At 35.2% G+C, this 15,153-nt stretch carries 16 protein-coding genes and 2 pseudogenes; 11 read left to right on the forward strand and 7 right to left on the reverse strand.

Features of this window, described 5'->3' with window-relative positions; genetic code table 11:
* Positions 1-351 precede the first annotated feature (351 nt).
* Positions 352-489: a hypothetical protein gene (locus Q1A47_RS17100; RefSeq protein ID WP_299632524.1), complete on the reverse strand. Its 138-nt coding sequence runs from the start codon at positions 487-489 to the stop codon at positions 352-354.
* Between the two features lie 50 nt (positions 490-539).
* Between Q1A47_RS17100 and Q1A47_RS17105 the strand changes: the two genes are divergently transcribed.
* From Q1A47_RS17105 to Q1A47_RS17120, 4 genes are all read left to right on the forward strand, one after another.
* Positions 540-1,289 (forward strand): carboxylesterase, encoded by a 750-nt coding sequence (locus tag Q1A47_RS17105; protein WP_026682267.1) that lies wholly within the window; start codon positions 540-542, stop codon positions 1,287-1,289.
* Positions 1,290-1,651: 362 nt separating this feature from the next.
* Positions 1,652-2,968: a hypothetical protein gene (locus Q1A47_RS17110; RefSeq protein ID WP_166530249.1), complete on the forward strand. Its 1,317-nt coding sequence runs from the start codon at positions 1,652-1,654 to the stop codon at positions 2,966-2,968.
* Between the two features lie 110 nt (positions 2,969-3,078).
* On the forward strand, positions 3,079-4,191 hold the full coding sequence (locus Q1A47_RS17115; protein WP_026682269.1) for a mandelate racemase/muconate lactonizing enzyme family protein: 1,113 nt from the start codon (positions 3,079-3,081) through the stop codon (positions 4,189-4,191).
* 1 nt (position 4,192) lies between these two features.
* On the forward strand, positions 4,193-5,581 hold the full coding sequence (locus tag Q1A47_RS17120) for a YfcC family protein (RefSeq protein WP_166530250.1): 1,389 nt from the start codon (positions 4,193-4,195) through the stop codon (positions 5,579-5,581).
* Between the two features lie 176 nt (positions 5,582-5,757).
* Here Q1A47_RS17120 and Q1A47_RS17125 read toward each other — a convergent pair whose 3' ends face one another.
* The 3 genes from Q1A47_RS17125 to Q1A47_RS17135 form a co-directional block, all read right to left on the reverse strand.
* The gene (locus tag Q1A47_RS17125) at positions 5,758-6,948 is read right to left on the reverse strand and encodes an MFS transporter (RefSeq protein WP_026682271.1); all 1,191 of its coding nucleotides are present in this window, start codon (positions 6,946-6,948) and stop codon (positions 5,758-5,760) included.
* Complete coding sequence (locus Q1A47_RS17130) at positions 6,945-7,373, reverse strand: MarR family winged helix-turn-helix transcriptional regulator (RefSeq protein WP_246484672.1); 429 nt, start codon at positions 7,371-7,373, stop codon at positions 6,945-6,947. Before Q1A47_RS17130 ends, Q1A47_RS17125 begins: the two co-directional genes overlap by 4 nt.
* Positions 7,374-7,785: 412 nt before the next feature.
* Positions 7,786-8,352, reverse strand: coding sequence for a hypothetical protein (locus tag Q1A47_RS17135; protein ID WP_166530259.1), 567 nt, complete (start codon positions 8,350-8,352; stop codon positions 7,786-7,788).
* Positions 8,353-8,550: 198 nt separating this feature from the next.
* Here Q1A47_RS17135 and Q1A47_RS20910 point away from each other — a divergent pair, with 198 nt between their 5' ends.
* The 4 genes from Q1A47_RS20910 (at position 8,551) to Q1A47_RS17150 (ending at position 10,815) form a co-directional block, all read left to right on the forward strand.
* Positions 8,551-8,727, forward strand: a complete 177-nt coding sequence (locus tag Q1A47_RS20910; protein ID WP_166530251.1) for a recombinase family protein — start codon at positions 8,551-8,553, stop codon at positions 8,725-8,727.
* Positions 8,728-8,769: 42 nt separating this feature from the next.
* The gene (locus tag Q1A47_RS17140) at positions 8,770-9,027 is read left to right on the forward strand and encodes a hypothetical protein (RefSeq protein WP_166530252.1); all 258 of its coding nucleotides are present in this window, start codon (positions 8,770-8,772) and stop codon (positions 9,025-9,027) included.
* Between the two features lie 678 nt (positions 9,028-9,705).
* Entirely contained in the window at positions 9,706-10,011 is a 306-nt protein-coding gene (locus Q1A47_RS17145) for a hypothetical protein (protein WP_166530253.1), read from the forward strand.
* 114 nt (positions 10,012-10,125) lie between these two features.
* Positions 10,126-10,815, forward strand: coding sequence for a hypothetical protein (locus Q1A47_RS17150; RefSeq protein ID WP_166530254.1), 690 nt, complete (start codon positions 10,126-10,128; stop codon positions 10,813-10,815).
* Between the two features lie 309 nt (positions 10,816-11,124).
* Here Q1A47_RS17150 and Q1A47_RS17155 read toward each other — a convergent pair.
* The 3 genes and pseudogenes from Q1A47_RS17155 to Q1A47_RS17160 form a co-directional block, all read right to left on the reverse strand.
* A pseudogene (locus Q1A47_RS17155) lies at positions 11,125-11,620 on the reverse strand (transposase); the annotation flags it as partial.
* 64 nt (positions 11,621-11,684) lie between these two features.
* Positions 11,685-11,945 (reverse strand): annotated as a pseudogene (locus tag Q1A47_RS20915) (IS3 family transposase); the annotation flags it as partial.
* A 339-nt stretch (positions 11,946-12,284) separates the two neighbouring features.
* The gene (locus Q1A47_RS17160) at positions 12,285-12,413 is read right to left on the reverse strand and encodes a transposase (protein WP_166530255.1); all 129 of its coding nucleotides are present in this window, start codon (positions 12,411-12,413) and stop codon (positions 12,285-12,287) included.
* A gap of 796 nt (positions 12,414-13,209) precedes the next feature.
* Here Q1A47_RS17160 and Q1A47_RS17165 point away from each other — a divergent pair.
* Genes Q1A47_RS17165 through Q1A47_RS17175 form a run of 3 tightly spaced genes read left to right on the forward strand, consistent with a single transcriptional unit; the run spans position 13,210 to position 15,007 of the window.
* Positions 13,210-13,635, forward strand: a complete 426-nt coding sequence (locus tag Q1A47_RS17165) for a hypothetical protein (protein WP_166530256.1) — start codon at positions 13,210-13,212, stop codon at positions 13,633-13,635.
* A gap of 55 nt (positions 13,636-13,690) precedes the next feature.
* On the forward strand, positions 13,691-14,473 hold the full coding sequence (locus Q1A47_RS17170) for a hypothetical protein (RefSeq protein ID WP_121603737.1): 783 nt from the start codon (positions 13,691-13,693) through the stop codon (positions 14,471-14,473).
* Between the two features lie 45 nt (positions 14,474-14,518).
* Positions 14,519-15,007: a hypothetical protein gene (locus tag Q1A47_RS17175; protein WP_166530257.1), complete on the forward strand. Its 489-nt coding sequence runs from the start codon at positions 14,519-14,521 to the stop codon at positions 15,005-15,007.
* Positions 15,008-15,153 lie beyond the last annotated feature (146 nt).

Below are 15,153 nucleotides of genomic sequence, written 5' to 3' on the forward strand. Positions count from 1 at the left end.
GCTATTATTCCATAATAGCTACTAGAGGAAGCGTAAATCTGAGCATGTAGTGATAAGGACTGAGCGAATTTTGCTCAATTTTTCTTAATAAAATTTGCCTATGTGGATAAATATGGGTGTGTTGAGCCGCGTCCAGCTCCAGCGCCCTGAAACGAGGACTTCACGAATCTCCCTAATCTAAGTCATCATCGGCTTGCAAGCACACCGTGATTCCTTTATCTCCGTTGTCTCGCTTCTTTTGTTACGTTTCTAATCGGGCACTTGCGCTTTTGTTCAAAAATCATAGTAGCTAGAAACATAGAATAAGTTTCTAGCTTCTAATATGGTATAATTTACTATAGTCATTCAATTTCATAAGTGCTTGCTCCCACAGATAATCAAACAATTATCACATAAAGTGAAGCCAGTATGGATAAGAGGGAGATCAACTGCCAGTAAATGTCCGATTGGTTCAAAGGCATTTAGGTCATACCCATGTGGTACTAACAATTAGTGAGGGATATATAAAATCCCCACTGTTTATTAAAGGAGGTCATAAGATGTTAGAAAATAATGACGTTTTAAGAGGTGCTGAAGAATTTTATTTCGCTGGTAATCAGACAGGAGTATTGGTAATTCATGGGTTTACTGGTTCTACTCAAAGCATGCGATTTCTAGGTGAAAAACTAGCTGAGGCAGGATTTACAGTTTTTGGTCCTCGTTTAATTGGTCATGGTACAACTCCAGAAGATATGGAAAAAACGACGTATCACGATTGGGTTCAAACGGTAGAAGCAGGACTAGAAAAATTACAATCTACCTGCACCGAAGTCTATGTAACTGGACTTTCAATGGGAGGAACATTGACACTATATCTCGCAGAAAACCATCCAGAAATAAAAGGAATTATCCCAATAAATGCGGCTACTCATATGCCAGATATGAATAAGTATTATGACAAATTATCGCAAACTGACAAGCGATTTGTTGATGGGATAGGCTCTGATATTAAAAAAGAGAACGTTAAAGAGTTAGCATATGAACAAACACCAGTAAAATCGATGGGCGAACTCAAAAAATTAGCTGAAAAAGTAAGAGACCAGCTCCCGGCTATTGAGATACCTACCTTAATCTTTTCTTCGACTGTGGATCATGTGGTTCCACCAGAAAACTCACAAGAAATCTATCGATCTATATCATCAAAGGAACGTTCTATCATTTTATTGGAGAATAGTTATCATGTTGCGACATTGGATTTTGATAAAGAATTAATTGCTGAAAAATGTGTTGAGTTTATCCAACAAACCTAATAGGTACACGGTATACAAGGAATCACCAACAGTTCTGTCATGGTGATTCCTTCTTTGTAGTCAAGGAAATTATAAAATTAGCCCAAGTGGATAAAGAGGAGGATGTTGAACCACCGTCCAGCTCTAGCGACCATAAACGAGGCGACTTCGAAACGCCCTAATCTAAGGCATCATCGGCTTGCAAGCACACCGTGATTCCTTTATCTCCGCTGTCTCGCTTCTTTTGTTACGTTTCTAATCGGGCACTTGCGCTTTTGTTCTGTAATTAAGATAATGTGGGTATTCTCCGTATAATCCTGAAAAGCAAATATTGGTTTATATTTCCTAATCATTTACAATATTGTTAGAGAGGAGCTTGAAACATGGCGATAACCATAGGGTATATTGGATCTGAACACTCCGTAAAAACAGTTAAAACGATAGCGAGACAACATCCAACTATTCAAGTAAGAACTTATCTATATGGCAAGCCTTCGGAGATAAGTAAATTACACCGTCAAGCTGCAAAGGAGACAGACATTATATGTTTTTCTGGAATTGTATCTTTTTATTACCGTGATCGTAACTGTGAAAATAAACCATTTATCATAACACCTTTTCATGAATACATGATAGCTGCTTCTATCTTAACGTGTCTGATTAATTTTAATGCACGTATTTCCGAATTATCGATTGATTTACCTGACCGATCCATTTTGTTGGATATTCAAAACGATATAACATTTCAATTAAATCCACTACATGTGTATGATTATCAGTGGATATATAATGATTCACAAGAAAAAAAGCTATCAATTCAAGAGATAACAGCGTTTCATGAAACATTGTACATAGAAAAGCAAACAAAGATGGCAATTACAAGTATTCATTATGTTTATGATTTACTGAAAAAAAGGAATGTACCTGTCATTTATATGGTTGATACGGAAAGAAACATAGAGGAGATACTATATGAAGCAAGTAAACGAGTACTATTTTCTCAATTACAAGACGGGATGCTATCTATATTATATATTTCACTTAAAGATAAGACACCTCTTACTTTAAAGCAATTTGAAATCATAATGAATACCATTAAACCTTTACCAGGTATCGAATATTCGATAAAGAGAAAAGATAAGCTTATTTGTTATACGACAAGAGGAACCATTGAGGATTTTCTATTAACTAGGTCTAATCTTGAGTGGATAACGCAGCTTGAGTCAGACTTGGAACAAAGCTTTGCTTTTGGTGTTGGTTATGGAAAGCAGCTTTTTGAAGCGGAAGAAAATGCATTGTTAGCATTACAAACTGCTATTAATGGTATGGGGAGCAATGGTTATGTAGTCACTGATAACAAAGAACTTATCGGGCCGGTTTTTGGAGAAACTCGCCGTGAAAAGATTAGAACAACAGATCAGTGGTTACATCATGTTATTAATAAAACGAATACAAATTTAAGGACAATGCAACGATTCTTTACTTTTTTGAAGGTACATCAGTTTGGATTCTTTTCAGTTCGTGAATTAGCAATATTTTCACAAGTGTCCATTCGCACTTCAGAACGATTTGTTAAACGCTTGTATGAAGCTAGGTTAGTAGAAATCATTGGACAAGAGCAAGGGCTTAAAAAGGGTAGACCGCGCAATGTTTACAAGGTTTCCGAGGAGCTAGAAATAGAGATAAGGAAACGGGTTTAGTTGAAAACTAATCCGTTATAAATTTTCGGAAAATTTGACAAGTAATAAAAATTCCTTTATTTTTATATTTAACGACATATTAACGACGTTATAAGCTTGGAGGATAAACGATGAAAATTACAAAAGTAGATATTCATAAAATAGAGTTACCATTAAAAGAACCTTTTATTATTTCGTATGCAAGATACGATGTCATGCCAGCAATTATTGTAAAAGTGTATACAGACAATGGTCTGGTTGGATATGGTGAAAGCTTGCCAGACGAACATGTAACAGGGGAGTCCGTGCACAGTGTATTGGCAGCTCTAAAGTATCAACTAATTCCAGCTATATTAGGTAAAGATCCTAGGAATATACAACAGTTACATACCACAATGGATGGCGAGTTAGTTGGAAATGGGGCTGCTAAGGCAGCCTTGGATATTGCCTGCTATGACTTATTAGGGAAATATAGTAATCTACCAATCTATTCGCTATTAGGTGGAAGAAAGCATGAGGACCCGACCATACCTATGGTGCTTAGTATCCTAGAACCGAATGTACTTGCTAAACAAGCCAAGGAAGCAATACGAGATGGATATCATGAAATTAAAATGAAATTAGGTGTTGATTTTGAAGCAGATATAGAGCGAGTGCGAGCCGTACGTGAGGCGGTAGGTCCTAATATATTAATTCGTATCGATGTTAATCAAGGATGGGGTAGTATTCAAGTAGCTAAACAGATGATTGAGCGCTTATCTGAATTTCGAGTAACGTGGATAGAACAGCCTATTAAGGCAATGGATGTATCCTTATTTCGATCATTAAAAGAAAGCTCTAATACGCCTTTAATGGCAGACGAAAGTATGGTGTCACCGCAAGACTTAAGAACCTTGATAGAGCATCGTTCAGTGGATTATATCAATATTAAGCTAATGAAATGTGGAGGTATCTATCCGGCTTATCAGCTTGCTACACAGGCGTCATTGTTTGGAATAAAATGCCAAATAGGTTCGATGGTCGAATCAAGTATCGCATCTTCTGCAGGCTTTCATGTAGCTCTAGCAAAGGAAAATATTATTTCAACTGAGCTTTCAGGTCCGACAAAGTTCACAACAGATATTGGAGATTTAACTTATTCACTTCCTAAAGTGAATATGACAGATCGACCTGGTTTAGGTATACATATCAAAGAAGACACGCTATTTCATTTAAGTAAAGCGTTTGAAGAGGTGATCATTTGATATGAAGAAGAAATGGAGGATTCCTCACACGTATGCAATCATATTTTCAATTATTATTATGGCTGCAGTTGCTACGTATCTCATTCCTGCTGGACAATATGAACGAGGTGAAGTAGGCGGGAGAGAAGTTGTAGTAGAAGATAGTTATCAACGGGTAGAGCAAACCCCTATCACCTTTTTTGAAGTGTTTACCGCAATTCCACAAGGAATGGAAAAAGGTGCTCAAATTATCTTTTATATCTTTCTTGTAGGTGGAGCGTTTGGCTGTATCAGAGCTACTGGAGCAATTGATTCGGGCATTAATAAATTAGTTTATAGGATGGAAGGCAGGGAAAGGCTTCTTATTCCAGTCATTATGCTTATATTTTCGATTTTAGGATTCACCACAGGAATGTCTGAAGAAAGTATCATATTTGTTCCAATTGGGATAGCAATTGCGCGTGCACTTGGATATGACACAATTGTGGGGACAGCAATGATTACGCTTGGTGCTGCTAGTGGATTTATCGGTGGTATGATGAACCCGTTTACAGTAGGAGTAGCACAAGGAATTGCAGAAGTGCAAATTTTCTCAGGATTCCTCTTTCGGTTCGTTGTATATTTATTTATATTATCCATTGCAATTTGGTATGTAATGCGTTATGCGAGAAGGGTTAAGCTTGATCAACGGATATCTGTAATGTATGACATTGATATACAGACAAAGCAATACGATACTGCAACGGAGCAAAATAAAATAGCTATGTTCAACTTCCGCCACGGTTTAGTTTTACTCGCGCTTGGAGTCGGTGTATTCATCAATATGTATGGCGTATTTAATTGGGGATGGTTTTTAACAGAACTAGCTGCATCATTTATCATTATTGGTTTATTCTCTGGGATTATTGGTGGATTGGGCATTAATAAAACCTTTGCTTCCTTTGTTGATGGGATGAAAGTTGTTGCATTTGGTGCATTAATCGTAGGTTTTGCAAGAACCATTCTTGTAGTGATGGAAAATGGAGTCATCATCGATACAATTATATATGCATTATCTAACGCCATTTCTAATCTGCCAGATACACTGAATGTCCTTGGAATGTATGTGGTGCAAATTATTCTTAATTTCTTTATTCCTTCTGGTAGTGGTCAGGCTGCAACAACTATGCCTTTGATGGTTCCACTATCAGATATATTGGGTATTGAAAGGCAGGTAGCTGTACTCGCCTATCAATACGGTGATGCGATAAGTAATTCTATAATCCCTACTTCTGCCGCGTTAATGGGGTACTTAGCAGTAGCGGGAATCCCGTATGAAAGATGGGTCAAGTTTGTTTGGAAGCTAATATTAATCTGGCTATCTATTGCTGCAGTTGCATTAGTGATTGCGGTTATGATTGGAATAAGCTAATCAACAAGAGGAATTGGGACATAATAAAAACAATCCATTGTAAGAATGGATGATGTCTCTGGAAATATACGTAGGCGCCAGGTAAAAGCGATGTATATTTTCCAGAGTGGTTTAGTTGTACTCCATTATTTAGTTGTACGTTTATTCCTTAATTAGAATTACTTTGACGTTGCCTTTTATGCTATCTCGTTTTTCATTTTTGTTTTATTTACCTTAGAATGATACATATGAAATAGACCAATAGCTACTAAGATAATTACTGCACAGATGAGATACAGATTAGAGAATCCAATAGCTGTTACAACAATTCCCCAAATAAAGGACCCTGCAGCAATACCTGAATCATATAATATAAAGAAAGTAGATGTAGCATGCGAGCTTCTGTTATTTGGAGCAGCTTGAATTGCCATTGTTTGAAAACTTGGTAATAAAGTTCCATAACCTAGACCGATTAACGCAGCAGATAGTAGTAGCATCCAAGGTGTATTAGTGATGCTCAATGATACAAGTCCAATAGCAAAGAGAAATAAACATGGGAGTATCACAAATTTAGGACCTTTCGAATCAAATGATCTTCCGAGATATGGTCTTGATAATAGCATGACTGCTGCAAAGACGACGAAGAAATAACTCGCTGTAGAAGCAAGTCCTAAGCCGTTAGCGTATACGGAAATAAAGGACATCACACTAGCGTAAGCCAGCGCAACTAAGCTACTTATTAATGCAATTGGCATTGCTTTCATTTCTATAAAATCATGAATCGTTAACCTTTGCTTGATTGCTTTCGGAGCAACTTTTTCTTTAGGAACGTTAACCATCGCTGAATTCATAATAGCCACGATCATTAGTATTCCTAAAATTATAAATAAGTTCTGAAAGCTCGTATATTGTAATAAGGTTAAACCTATAAATGGACCGATGACAACGGCTAAGTTCATTGCCATAGCAAAATATCCAAGTCCAGCACCGCGGCGTGATGGTGGAATAATGTCGGCAGCAATCGCCCCTGTAGCAGTAGTAATAATACCAAAAGATAACCCATGGATGAATCGCAATGCTAATAATGGCATGAAGGCATCAATAATTAGATATAAAAACGAGGTGACTGCGAAGATCGTTACACTTATTAATAGTCCCCTTTTTTTCCCTGTCTTGTCTAATAGCTTCGCAGAAAAAAGGCGGACGATAATCGCTGCCAATAACATGGCGGTTACAACTAAACCACCTTCTGCTTCTGTACCACCTAAATTGTCAATCACATAGATAGGAAGAGTTGTCATTAACGTATAAAAGGATAAGAAAATGAGGAATTGTGTCATTGAAATACTTATAAAACTTTTTGTCCATATTTTTGGTTCTTGACTCATAGGTTGTTCTCTCCTGTTGCTAATTTAGTTAATAATGTATATAGTTGTACTTTTTCATCGTACGTTAGACTTGCTACCATATCGTTATCAAATTGATCCATTGTTTCTCTAACAATAGGTATCTTATTGCTAGCATAGTCGGTTAATTCGATAACGCGCTCCCGTTTATCTGTGCCTTGTTTCCGAGTAATCCAGCCGCTTCTTTCCAAACGAGATAATGTCCTTGTTACAGTAGGTGCTTCGATATTTAAGTATTTCCATATTTCTGTCTGTGTCATAGGACCAAAACGATCAATACAAAAAATAATGGACCATTGGGATGCAAATAACCCATGGTCACTAAGCCGATTGTTCATCTCTTTTGTGAAAAATCGAAATCGTTGGTTTAGTAAATGGAGCAAATCTCGATTCATTAATTCTTTCAATTGTATCACCTCATATATTTACCTAGGTAAATAATATACTTGATCATTCTATACTTTTTGTATGTATTTGTAAAGCTTAGTAATTTGATATGAATGATTACCTAACTCTTCCAATCATACTGTTGAACATTTTTCTCTGTTTCGATAACTCTATAATGGAATAAAATATCAGATTATGAGCCGTCACTTGCAGTCAACGCTTTAGCTATCTGTGAGTCCATACCATTAACCACGAAAGCAGCAGATGTTGCTGTTTTGTGGCAGTCGACGGCTCAATTTTTTTTCCTTCCGCTATAAAGGGTTTTTAGAATCCATATCTCCAAGCTTTACTAAATAGATATAAAATCTGATCAAGGGGGTATCTATATAGGGTAACTGGAACATACCTCATTCTAAATTCAAACCTATTTATTCATGATAAAAAGGCACCAATTGCTCCTACATATGGGCCATTATCGAGAAATATGGGTTCATATGGAAGCATGGCTTGAAACTCGGATAATACCTTTTTTAACGGTTTGTTATACGATAAGGTACTACCAGTAAACACGATTTTATCCGTTTGATTGGCCATGGCTGCTTGTGACGCCAACAGAATCGTACTTTCACCAATTAATTGTGTAAGACTAGCCAGATAATCAGCAGAAGTGGCTTCATTTGCCTGCTGGACTTTACCAAAGTTGGCAGCTGTTAAATTCCTTTCAAGAGGTGATTCCGTGGATGTATAAATATCGTTTACCAATACATCACTATTTTTATGATTGCCGATCTGACTCAACTGAACAAGCTCATTATAGTCAGATTTACCGCTTAATAGATAGCCAAGTCCCATAAAGATACCTCCACCAATTCCACTCCCGAATAGACGAGTGAAATTATTTCTGCTCACTAAAAAATAAGAGGTTCCAGTACCAATACTTACGAGGATATATTTTTCTAGTAAAGTCTCTTTTTCTTGTTGTAATAGATAATTTGTAATTTTTTATACAAGAGTGAGAGTCTTATAAAATCAAAATTTTTAACGTTTAAAAAGGTCATAAAAAAATTTAAAAACGTTCGTAAACAACAATACATCATTACGTTCGTTTGTTATAATTAAAAGGGAGGAGGTTCTCAATATTAAAAAGATTTGGGTATATTAGAGTTTCGAATTAAGCTCAAAATGTAAATTGATAACATGAGAAGAGAATCTACAAGTGAGAGAGCTGTCTTTTTCGACAAACTGAGAGGTAAAAATTATAAAAGGCCACAATATCAATTATTAAAACAACTCGTAAGGGAGAATGACGAAATAGTATTCGACTATATTACCAGGGTGGGTAGATCTATGAATGAAACATTAAAAAATGGGTAGTTTGTAGAAAATGGGGCATAATTAAAATCTTTAAAAGAACTAATGATTAATACATCTGATCAAGAGGACGAAATAATAAAACAAGCTATCCAAAAAGTGATTTTAAATGTATTAGCTGCGTTTACAGAAAAAGAAAGATTGGATATTAAAACAAGGCAAGATGGAAGAATAGAAGGGGAAAAAGCCAAAGGAAAACACTTAGGACGATCAAAAGCTACGGTTACACCGAGGGGAAACAAGCTTTTGATTCATGGATTAACAATGAGATTACAGCTGTTGGGATCATTGGTCGTTCTATAGTATCTAAGACTACTTTTTAAAGAGCTAAATGCAAGGGATGAGAGTTAGATGCAAATCTATATCTACATTATTCAAAAAATATGGTAGCCTATATTCCTTTAGTAAGAAAGCAGATATTCATAGTATGTCGATCTATAATTTTTATTATATTCTTAAGTATTGCGTTTGTATTTGGCATTTAATTTTTGTAGGAAATGGCAATCGACATTATAAGTATGGAAGTATTTATATATATTCAGACCCATGGTAACTTGACAAGGTGCCTCTGTGGTAAAGGTGAAAGGCAATTGGGCAAGGTGTGTCCTTGGTTGGCTAATTAGCAACCATAATCAATTCTCCATGTGAGTTGTATTTATGCAGGATTTAATTGCATACGCCCGATTGCCAAAAAGGTATATTTTTTTGCTTATATACATAGTCACAATTTATATCTATTTCTTTCAGTAATTGATTTATTACTATTTAAAAATTAGATGCACATTTAATTCCTAGTATTTTCGCCAGCGGTTTACGACCTCTTCGTCTAAAGTCTCGATAATTGCAAAGACTGCGCCTTCTGTTAAGATAGAATCAGTACTGGATATAGCATTGTAAACTAATGATGTGTTAGGAGATTCTATACCACCAGTTATCAGAGCAAAACGGATTAGAGATTAATACATAAAAAAGGAGAACAAGATGAGAAAAAAACTGTATGTATCTTTATCGGTTTTATGTGCAGTAAGTGTGTTTATAATGAGTAGTGTTTTTCAAAGTATGGCACATTGGGGAAAAGGTCTAACCTGGTATTGGGTTGGAGTTACCTTTACTTGTTTTATTTGGTTATTGGGCATCATTTTCTTAGTTATAGCGACTAGGAAATCAAACGTAAAAGAAAAATCAATATTTGGTCTATCAATAATGGGGATAGTATCGTTTATTATGTTGATTTGTGGTTTTTGCTGGGTTGCTTTTGTAATTATGGCAGGTCTATCTGGAATGTAATTATCTATTATCTATCTTTTAACAAGTAGGTACGATTATTTATGAAAATATCTCCTTTATTTACCATTCTTATAGTATAATAATGTTTAAATGGAAAATAAAGGAGATTACAAGATGAAGAAAAAATTAATTATTGTTGCATCCCTGTTTTTGATTGCCTTTTTATTTAGTACTTCTTCGGTTTTTGCAAGTAATGAGAATGAATATGATTTACATCAAGAAAGTCTTAAATTAAATCAAGAAATTGAAAAAATATTAGAAGACGTCCCTGATTTAGAAGTTCCGGAGGAAGAAAATGAAATAAGTACATTTATGTCATCATCTTCTTATAAGCCAAGAGCTGGCGATATCTTGTATACTCCGAGTACACAATGTAAAAATGATAAGAATATTTGTAAGGGAATTACTGGACATGTAGGTATTGTTAGTATTACTGGATCAAATGTTTACCATATAGCAAATAAGAAATCTAAGCCTAAATCTATTAAAAAAGCAACATGGTTTAAAAATTATAAAAAAACAACTGTTATTAGGCCTAATAGTAAAAGTAAAGGGGACAAAGCAGCTAGATGGGCCTATAATCATTACGTAAAAGGAAAGGGTAAAAATAAAAGCTATAAAGTAACTTTTAGTAGATCTACTGGTTTGAAAACAACTTATTGTAGTTTAATACCTTGGCAAGGATATGCTAAAGGAGCTAATCATTATATGGGAAGTGAATTCGGTGGTTATATGCTTCCACAATATTTTGTTGTAGATGCAAAATCTTATGGTATGAAAGTACATGGAAAAATAGGATATTAAAACACCTAACCTAAAGTCTTAGGGGCTGCCATCAAGGCAACATTTTTTTATAAGAACAGCCAATCTATTACCAGGGTTCTAACGGGGGTCTCGTCAACATTTCAGATATATTGTACAAGCAAGTTTTGAAGAGAAAAATAAGTTAATTCTGTAAGCTAAGGAGGATTCTTCGGCCTATTTTATATTGAATAAGAGGGTCAACGTCATCACGTTTTTAAAAAAGTTAGGGCGACTAGAAGTTTTTGTTACATGATAAAGATAATGTCAATCTAACTTGGGCTTGTCAAGATAAAGTGTGTAAGTACAAACTTATTCCATGTATTTTAAAGCCCTTTCTTTCAGAATTTCGTGGTGGAGGAGTTGGTTCATAACGATGGACCACTTTTGGATATAACCGCCTTCCCACTTTGTTTCAAGTTCTTTTACGCGTAAATATAACACTTTTAACAGAGCGTTCTCGTTGGGGAATGCTCCTTTTTTGGTTACTTTACGATAGCTGGAGTGAATACCTTCTACGGCATTTGTTGTATACATGATTTTCCGAATCGCACTACAAAAAGTGCTCTACATGAGAGGAATAGCGTTCCCATACATCAATGGCTGGGTAAGAAGATCATTGTTGTTGAAAGGTTGCAAAGGCGCTGTGACATGCTTTTAGACTGGATGCTGCATATGCTTTTCGTAAAGTAGCTGTGAAAGGTTTGTAGTCTTTGCTTGGTACAAATTTAAGCGAATTTCGAATAAGATGAACGATACATCGTTGGACTGTTACTGTTGGGAATATGGCACGAGCACCTTCTTCGATTAAATAAGTCGACAAATAAGCATACATACTTTCACTTTTTCCCTACACGAACGTATGTTAAATCTCAAACAATCACAGCTAATTGTTCGTCTTGATTAAATTGGCGTTGTAATTCATTCTTTATGGGGGCTTCGTTACACGTTAATTTATGTGGTTTGTACTGCGCCACTGTGTAGTTTGAAACAAGTCCCATTTCATGCATGAATTGACCAATACGACGGCGTGATACTTGTTTTGGTTCTGATAAGTTAGCTAACGCTTTTTTGAGTTTGCGAGTTCCGTAATTATTACGACTTTCTTTAAATATACGAGCAATTTCATTATTAAGCTTCTTATCTTTTGCTTTCCTTTCCTTTCTCGCTTACTACTTAAATCGATATGATAGTAATAGGTACTTTTTGGAATTTGTAGGACGTTACACATTGCTGATACCGAATATTTGTGAGCGTTATTTCGAATCATATCTATTTTCGTCCCATGATCAGTGCTGCTTGTTTTTTAGTAAGACTTGGTATTTTATATGCTTAGTCGTATTTATACCTTTAGGTGCAAATATCATTCTCCATCATTAATCGTTGATTTTCCTTACGTAATCGAGCAAGTTCGTTTTCCTCTTCAGGAAGATTATCCTTGGCGGCAAATGAACCTGTTTCTTGATGATTTTTTATCCAACTAATGCAGAAGGCGTGATGTCATACTCTCTTGTAATATTTGCACGCGATTTGCCGTTTTCATAGAACTTCACTAATTGCAGTTTAAATTCTGGTGTAAAAGTTCGACGTTGACGAGCCATCGTAGCATGCTCCCTTCAGTTATTAATCTAAGTTTACAAGCCCTCATTTTATCTGTCCAACTTAGTGTAGTCTGTCCACACTCCCTCTAACACCATTAAAGGTTTACCGAAGCCTTTTTCGGTTAGAAACTGTCCCAGCCCCTTAAATGCTATCAATAAAATTACCGAATAGGAAAATTGAAATAGATATTGCTGAAATTAAAAGAGTAATAACTATTACGGATAAGTTTATTATTGTAGACTTTCCCTTTTTTGTTCTAAAGGTCCCTAATATAACTATAACAAATGAAGCTAAAGAAATTGCAACAGTTATAATGAGGGGGTGTACTTCTAGTTTATTAACAGAAAAATCGTGAAATCTCTGCTAAAGGTAGAAAATAAAAAAAGTAATATACTTATAGTTAATCCTATGGTGCTAAAAAATGTTGTATTGTATTTAATTTTATTTTTTCATTTTGATTCATTCCCCTTCGTAAGATTATTATTATTAAGGATGTTATAATCCATTTTCGTTCATGATAACTTTATAAGCCAAAAGTCCTTTCTTTAAACAAGAAATTTTTAATCCATTGCAGCTTATATCGATTTTTGTAGAAAATTCTGATTTATGTATGTGTTTATACCTATAATTGGATTTGAAGTTAGTTTTTAATTCAAGGCTTAAAACTATTATACTATTACAAAAATAGTATAATTTTCAGATTTTAACAGAGGGTCAATTTGTTACTATAGTATCAAAGAGGGAGTAAATAAATGTTAATGATAGATAAGTAATAATACGAAAGGATAGTTGGTCGTGAAAAAACGATTACTATGGGGCGTTAGTATTATTCTCTTTACAACGGGTGCAACTTGGCATATGAGTGCTTCGGCTGATCGAGGAAAGGAACATTGGTTAACAGATTACTTTGAAACGGTTGAAGGAATCAACCAGTGGTTGAAAGAGAAGAGTTTAAGTGTAAAGCGATCTCTTCTTGAAGAAAAAGAACAAACGATTAAGAACAAAGCAGATCGGTTAACACAGCTATCCAAACGTGTTAGTTCCAAAAATAAAAAGGAGATTAATCAATATTTACAATCTTATTACGTCCGTTTACAAGAATCAAAGGAGAACCTAGAGGGTGACGTATTGAAAGCCTATGAGGTTAGAAAAAAATCGGAGATTCATACGGAGATTAAGGAAGATGTTACTTCATCTTTACAAACTTGGTTATATGATTAGGGATCTATCATATGATTTCTATCAAATATAAAAGAAAAGAAGGGGAGTATGTAGAATGAAGCTAGGTTTACGTACACTAAAAGGAAAGATAGCTGCTGGTATTATTGGTGTTGGTGTTTTATCTGGTGCGGGGATAGTATTTGCTAATACGGATGCAGGATCAGCATTACGTGAATGGTACAATGCTATGTTTAATGATTCGGTGGAGAGAATTGAAGACGAGGTAACTGCTTATGGAGAGGGAAAATTACCGGAGCTTGAGGCTGAGTATGAGCAGTTAAAAAGTGATGCCTCTCTCGATATTGATTTAACAAGAGTAGAAGAAACAAATGCTTCGTTAGAGGAAATCGTTGCGACAAAGCTAGAGCATATCGAGTCACTTGATAGCGAAGCGCAGCAGATACTAGAAGATATGGGATTGCAATTTTATAATGTTTTAATTGATGGTTATTTAGAAATTGAACGTTTACAAGAAGAAGGTTTAAATTATGCTACGGAAGATTTAACAGCATATACTGGAGAAGTTGGGCAATCAGCAGTTAATCAAGTAACTACAGACTTAACAGAGGCTAAAGAAACAGCTGTAGCTGAGCTAGAGGCAGCTGTGCAAAATGCACAAGAGCAACTAGAAGCAGAATTGGCTTCAAATGAGGAAATTACAATTAGGAACTTAAAAAATCAAGTCGATTGGGCTATTGAAGATCTTCGTGAGTTAGTAACGGAATTATTAGCAGGATTAGTTGAAGAACAACAAGTTATTATTACGGAAACAGCACAGGCTCTTGAAGATGAAGCAAAAGCAGCTCTTGATGAAGTTATATCGGGTATTCATCAATAATTATCTATTCTGTTGAAATAGATAGATGCTAAGGAGGGAAAGCAGTTGTTAAACAGAATCCAAACTCGAAAACAAAAAAGGCGCCAAAGCCGAATAAGAATAGTGATCATTGTAATTATATCTGTAACCTTAATGGGAGGAAGTTTTACAGCTGTTTTCGCTGATCAAGACATTAATGGTTTACTTACTAGTTGGTTTCAACAGAAAAAAGATGAATCTATTGAAAAAATAGATGCTGCTATCTTAGCAGAGCAACAACAACAAACAAAGCGTTTGGAAGAAGCATTAAAAGTAGAAATTGCGAAAGCTGAACATAGACTGGATGAAAAGGTAGAGAATGAGATTTTAGAGCGAACAAAGGCTTTGCAGCAATATTCAAATCAGCTTATCCAGTCCATGAAAGAAAGCAAAACGAAAGAATTGGATCAAGCCATACTTTCAGAGCTTGATCAAATCGTCCAAGAGGCAAAAGCTAAAATGGAGAATATAAAAGATACTCCAGCAACGAATGAAGAGAGTAATACGCAACCATAAGTAATGGAAAAAAATCCTGCTGAATGAGAGGCCACTGAAAATCTTATGATTTTTCAGTGAAACTTGAAGTTTGTTATAAAAAAGACGACTCAAATTCTTTTTTAAAAATTTAGAGTCGTCTTTTTACTAATTTATCTATTATATTT

The sequence above is a fragment of the uncultured Virgibacillus sp. genome, from assembly GCF_947495635.1.
GTDB classification, from domain to species: Bacteria; Bacillota; Bacilli; order Bacillales; family Amphibacillaceae; genus Virgibacillus; species Virgibacillus salarius.